The sequence below is a fragment of the Kutzneria sp. 744 genome, from assembly GCF_000568255.1.
Classification (GTDB): Bacteria; Actinomycetota; Actinomycetes; order Mycobacteriales; family Pseudonocardiaceae; genus Kutzneria.
Window position 1 is genome coordinate 6,097,982 of sequence record NZ_KK037166.1, and the last position, 5,479, is coordinate 6,103,460.

Below are 5,479 nucleotides of genomic sequence, written 5' to 3' on the forward strand. Positions count from 1 at the left end.
TTGGGCGCAGCTGCGGGCCGTCGACACCACGGAGCTGGCCGTGCTGCCGGACGGCGTCGACTTCGACCGGGCCGCTGCCCTTCCCGTGGCCGCTGTGACGGCTCTGCGGGCCTTGCGGCGCTTCGGCTCCGTGCTCGGCCGTCCGATCCTCGTCACCGGCGCGGCCGGTGGTGTCGGGCGCTTCGCCGTGCAGCTGGCCGCGCAGTCCGGGGCGCACGTCATCGCGTCCGTCGGCAGCGCCGGCCGCGGCGACGGGCTCAAGGAACTCGGTGCGGCGGAAGTCATTGTGGGAGTTGAGGGTCTGACCGGCCCGCTGCACGGCGTGCTGGACAACGTCGGCGGCCCGAACCAGGTCGCCGCGTTCGGCCTGCTGGCCGAGGGTGGCTCCATCCAGTCCATCGGCGCCACTTCCGGCGAGCCCGCGGTGTACCCGCCGTACTCGACCGTCGGCCCGCAGCGTCGGCTGGAGGCGTTCATGATGGGCAGCGGCCTCGGCGAGGACCTCGCGTTCCTCACGTCGTTGGTCGCCGCGGGCAAGCTCGATGTGGAGATCGGGTACCGGGGCAGCTGGGAGAACAGCGAGGACGCCATCGCGGCGCTGCTCGGCCGCAAGGTCGTCGGCAAGGCCGTGCTGGACGTCTCCTGAGACCCGGGCCGCGCTCACTCCCGGGTGAGCGCGGCCTGCTCCAGGTCCAGTTCCCGTTGCACACGGCGGAAAACCTCGTCGTCGATCTCCCGGGCGTCCCGGGCCGCGAGGAAAACCTCCCGCTCCGCCAGCAACATCGTCAGACGCAGCCGCTGCCAGCGCGCCGCCGGCGTCTCACCGATCTCCTCGTCCCCGCGGCCCAGCCGTTCCCAGGCCGCGTTGCCCCGATGCTCGGCCAGCAGCTTCAGCCGTTTCACCACATGCTCCGGCGTCGCCTCGTCGGTCGCGTCGTCGAGGCGTTCGATCGAGGCCTTGGCCGCGTGGTACTTCACCTGCGCCTCGGCCAGGGTGTCGGTGTGCTCGTCGGTGCTGCGGACCCCGAGCACGTGGATCAGGCCGGGCAGCGTGAGTCCCTGCACCATCAGGGTTCCCACCGTCACCACGAACGTGCACAGGATGATCACGTCCCGGCCCGGCATGTCCAGCCGCAGCCCCGAGGCCGCCGCCAGCGACACCACGCCGCGCATGCCCGTCCAGGCCACGATGAACACCCCACGCGGCGACGGCGGTTCCTCCCGTTCGCGGATCTTCCGTGACAACAGGCGGGGCAGGTAGGTGCCCGGGTACACCCAGGCGATCCGCAGCAGGATCGTCGCCAGCAACACCAGCAGCGCCGCCCCGAACAACGGCCACGTCGCGCCGCTGTCCGTCAGCACGAAGCGCAGCTGCAAGCCGATCAGCCCGAACACCCAGGACTCCAGCAGCACGTCCACCGCGCCCCAGACCGCCGTCTCCTGCAACCGGGTCGCGTAACCCGCCCGCGGCGCGTTGTGACCGAGGTACAAGCCGGCCGCCACCACCGCCAGCACGCCCGAAGTGCCCACCGACTCCCCGATCAGGTACGCCCCGAACGGCACCAGCATGCCCAGGCCGCTCTCCAGCACGCTGTCGTGCAGGCGCAGCCGGATCCAGTGCACCACCACGCCGATCAGGTAGCCGATCACCGTGCCGCCGACCGAAGCCAGCAGGAACGTCGCCACCCCCGTGCCCCAGGACATGGCCGTACCTGTCGCGGCCGCCACCGCCACCTTGTAGGCCGTCAGCGCCGTCGCGTCGTTGACCAGGCTCTCGCCCGTCAGCAGCGTCATGATCCGGCGCGGCAGGCCCAGCTTGCGGCCGATCGCCACCGCCGCCACCGCGTCCGGCGGGGCCACGATTGCACCAAGTGCCAGTGACGCAGGCAACGGAAGCGCCGGAATCAGCAGATGCGTCACCAGTCCGACGCCTACCGTTGTGGTCAGCACCAGGCCGATGGCCAGCAGGGCGATCGGCCGGATGTTGCGGCGGATGTTGACGTACGAGGAATCCAGGGCGGACGAGTACAGCAGCGGCGGCAGCACGATCGCCAACACCAGCTCCGGCTCCAGCCGGAAATCCGGCATGCCCGGCACGAACGACGCCGCCAGGCCGACAGCGACCAGCAGCAGCGGGGCCGGCCAGCCCAGACGGCGGGCGACCGCCGTCACCGCGAGCGAGCCGGCCAGCAGCAGAAGGATCTCGACGCCTTGCACGAGCTGAAGGGTATTCAAGATGACCTGTGTTCACGTGCCGGCCACGGCCGCGGTCCCGCCGACTTCGGCCGGTTGCCAGGACTGCCTCGCCCTCGGCGCCCAGCGGTGGGTCCACCTGCGACTGTGCCTGACGTGTGGCCACGTCGGCTGCTGCGACTCCAGCCCCGGCCGACACGCCTCCGCCCACCACCGTGAGACCGGGCATCCCGTCATGCGCTCGCTCGAACCCGGGGAGTCCTGGCGCTGGTGTTTCGTGGACGACCGACTCGTCTGAACCAGCACCTGTACGCTGTTCGGTCGTGCGCGTCCTCGTCATCGGGTCTGGTGCCCGGGAGCATGCCCTCTTGCTGGCATTGTCCAAAGACCCCGCCGTGACCGCCCTGGCCTGCGCCCCCGGCAACGCCGGGACCTCGGCCGTCTCCGAGACCTACGGCGTCGACCTCGCCGACCCCGGCTCCGTCGCCGCGCTGGCCAAGGAGTGGAACGCCGACCTCGTCGTCATCGGGCCCGAGGTGCCGCTGGTCGCCGGGGCCGCCGACCCCGTGCGCGACGCCGGCATCCCCTGCTTCGGGCCGTCCAAGGAGGCCGCCCGGATCGAGGGCTCCAAGGCCTTCGCCAAGGACGTCATGCAGGTCGCCGGCGTGCCCACCGCCCGCAGCGAGATCGTCGACACCCCCGCCCGGCTCGACTCCGCCCTGCACCGCTTCGGGCCCACCTGGGTCGTCAAGGACGACGGTCTGGCCGCCGGCAAGGGCGTCGTCGTCACCAAGGACTACGACGTCGCCCGGGCCCACGCCATGCACCTGCTCGACGGCGGGCACCCCGTGCTGCTCGAGTCCTTCCTCGACGGTCCCGAGGCGTCCCTGTTCTGCATCGTCGACGGCACCACCGTCGTGCCGCTGCTGCCCGCCCAGGACTTCAAGCGGGTCGGCGACAACGACGCCGGCCCCAACACCGGCGGCATGGGCGCGTACAGCCCCCTGCCCTGGGCCCCCGCCGACCTCGTCCCCGACGTCGTCGCCCGCTGCGTGCAGCCCGTCGTCGACGAGCTCGCCGCCCGTGGCGCCACCTTCTCCGGCCTGCTCTACTGCGGCCTGGCGCTGACCTCCGAGGGCCCCCAGGTCATCGAGTTCAACTGCCGCTTCGGCGACCCCGAGACCCAGGTCGTGCTCGCCCTGCTCCGCACCCCCCTCGCCGGCCTCTTCCTCGCCGCCGCCGAGGGTCGCCTCGCCGCCCACCCTCCCCTCGAGTGGGAGGACGGCGCCGCCGTCACCGTCGTCATCGCCGCCGAGGGCTACCCCGGCCGCCCCCGCACCGGCGACGTCATCACCGGCGCCGAGCTCGACGGCGTCCTCCACGCCGGCACCCGCCGCCGCGACGACGGCGCCGTCGTCTCCGCCGGAGGCCGCGTCCTCTCCGTCGTCGGCACCGGCCCCACCCTCTCCGCCGCCCGTGACGAGGCCTACCGCCTCGCCTCCCTCGTCGAGCTCACCGGCTCCCACCACCGCACCGACATCGCCCTTCGTGCCGTCCACGGCGACGTCCACATCCCGTAGGAACCATCCCGCCCCCGCCTTCGTCGAACTCAGGCACGGCACACGCCAACGTTGGTAGCCTGCAAACCGAGTCCGAGTAGTCACCAAGCGTGCGGGGGCGGTCTTGATGGAGAAGATGGAGCGGTTCAGCGCCGATCTGGCCTCTATCAGCGCCATCACGGCGCCGTTCGGGGCCGTCGCCGGCGAGTACGCGGGCATCAGCGGCGGCCAGATCACGGTCAACCACGACACCGTGCTCCAGGCGGGCAAGATCATTCAGCAGCAGGTCGACCAGCTGAACAGCATCACCCGACCGAAGTTGCAGAACCTCTTCACCGGCGTCCTCGGCGGCGACGATGTCAGCCAGGCGGCGACCCTGGAATGGACCAAGATCCTCGTGTCGAACGACGATTCGTACACGAACCGGATCGGCCAGTACATCGACGGTCTCGAGAAGCTGGCGGAGCAGCTCAAGACGGCGGCCCAGCAGTACGGCTTCACCGAGGAACAGATCAAAGACGCGTTTGGAGTCAAGTAGTGCGAGTCGGTACTCGAGTGGGCGTCGCGGTCGCGCTGGTCGCGGTCGCGGCGGCCGGATGCACGACCCGGGACCCGGGTACGGCCGGTCCCGGCACGACCACCACGGCGGCCAGTTCGTCGGCGTCGGTTCCGCCGCGTCCCAAGGATCTGAGCGCCACCGCGGATCCCTGTTCCTTGCTCACCCAGGACCAGATGGCCCAGATGAAGGTGTCGAGCAGCGCGCAGGGACCGGGCTGGGATCAGACGGGCGCCGCGACCAGCTGCACGTACCAGGTCACCGACCCGGTCAAATACACCATGACTGTGCGACTCGACCCGAAGCGCGGCGTCGACTACTGGCTGAACTACACCGGCACCTGGGTCACTCGGTCGGCAACTGTCTCATCCTTTCCCGCCATTCAGATCGTGACCAAGGGTGAGGACTGGAATGCCCCCGCCGGGCATTTGTGCGACACGATCGTGAGCATCGCCGACGGAAAAGAACTGTACGCCGGGGTTCTTCCGCATTCCGGAGACCTCAGCAACACCCAGATGTGCGACCTGTCGAAGCAGCTGGCCAGCCTGGCGTTGGCGACCTTGCAGACGAAGAGCTAGAGCGGAGGCGGACATGGCACCGACACTGGGCGACATCCGGTTCGACGGCTACTCCAACGCGCAGCTCGCAGAGCAGGTGAACAAGCTCAAGCAGGGCGAGGGCGCCGCAGTCATGCAGGCCACGGTCGACACCCTGCACGGTGTCGCGCAAGATCTCGATGCCACCAATCAGATTCTGACCGCGCAGATGGCCAAGATCGGAATCGACTGGCACAGCGTGGCCGGGCAGGGCGGCCATCAGCAGTTGGCCTCGACCGCGAACTACGGCGACGCGTCGCAGTACCACATCGACACTGCTAATTCCGGACTGACGACGCAGGGTGACTCCTACTCCGTGGCCAAGACCGCACCGACGCCGTCGACGGACACGCAGAAGTCGACCGTGGACAACGTGGCCGGGTTCTTCGGATACCAGACGGACCATGCCAAAGAGGTGGAGCAGGCTCAGGCCGATCGGGATCAGGCCATAGCCCAGTTGAACTCCTATCAGTCGAATTCGCAGGACGCTATTGCCAGCACTACGCCGATGAGTGCGCCGCCGAATATCGGGCTGGTGGCGCAGCCCGTGCAGGGCGCGTCGGTGAACTCGGTCG

At 69.8% G+C, this 5,479-nt stretch carries 7 protein-coding genes; 6 read left to right on the plus strand and 1 reads right to left on the minus strand.

What is annotated here, in order from left to right; genetic code table 11:
• Nucleotides 1–646, plus strand: a 646-nt coding sequence (locus tag KUTG_RS27640) for a zinc-binding dehydrogenase (RefSeq protein ID WP_043720841.1), incomplete at its 5' end; no start/stop codon positions are given.
• A gap of 14 nt (nucleotides 647–660) precedes the next feature.
• Here KUTG_RS27640 and KUTG_RS27645 read toward each other — a convergent pair.
• Nucleotides 661–2,217 (minus strand): Na+/H+ antiporter, encoded by a 1,557-nt coding sequence (locus tag KUTG_RS27645; RefSeq protein ID WP_043720843.1) that lies wholly within the window; start codon nucleotides 2,215–2,217, stop codon nucleotides 661–663.
• Between the two features lie 19 nt (nucleotides 2,218–2,236).
• On the opposite strand from KUTG_RS27645, the gene KUTG_RS27650 reads away from it, so the two are divergent.
• From KUTG_RS27650 to KUTG_RS61710, 5 genes are all read left to right on the plus strand, one after another.
• Nucleotides 2,237–2,491: a UBP-type zinc finger domain-containing protein gene (locus KUTG_RS27650; RefSeq protein ID WP_043720845.1), complete on the plus strand. Its 255-nt coding sequence runs from the start codon at nucleotides 2,237–2,239 to the stop codon at nucleotides 2,489–2,491.
• A gap of 25 nt (nucleotides 2,492–2,516) precedes the next feature.
• Complete coding sequence (gene purD / locus KUTG_RS27655) at nucleotides 2,517–3,773, plus strand: phosphoribosylamine--glycine ligase (protein ID WP_043720847.1); 1,257 nt, start codon at nucleotides 2,517–2,519, stop codon at nucleotides 3,771–3,773.
• A gap of 106 nt (nucleotides 3,774–3,879) precedes the next feature.
• Nucleotides 3,880–4,290, plus strand: coding sequence for a hypothetical protein (locus tag KUTG_RS61705; protein ID WP_052395490.1), 411 nt, complete (start codon nucleotides 3,880–3,882; stop codon nucleotides 4,288–4,290).
• A gap of 17 nt (nucleotides 4,291–4,307) precedes the next feature.
• Nucleotides 4,308–4,886, plus strand: a complete 579-nt coding sequence (locus tag KUTG_RS27665; RefSeq protein ID WP_043720849.1) for a DUF3558 domain-containing protein — start codon at nucleotides 4,308–4,310, stop codon at nucleotides 4,884–4,886.
• 13 nt (nucleotides 4,887–4,899) lie between these two features.
• Nucleotides 4,900–5,479 (plus strand): hypothetical protein (locus tag KUTG_RS61710; protein WP_043720852.1); only part of this gene is annotated, 580 nt, incomplete at its 3' end.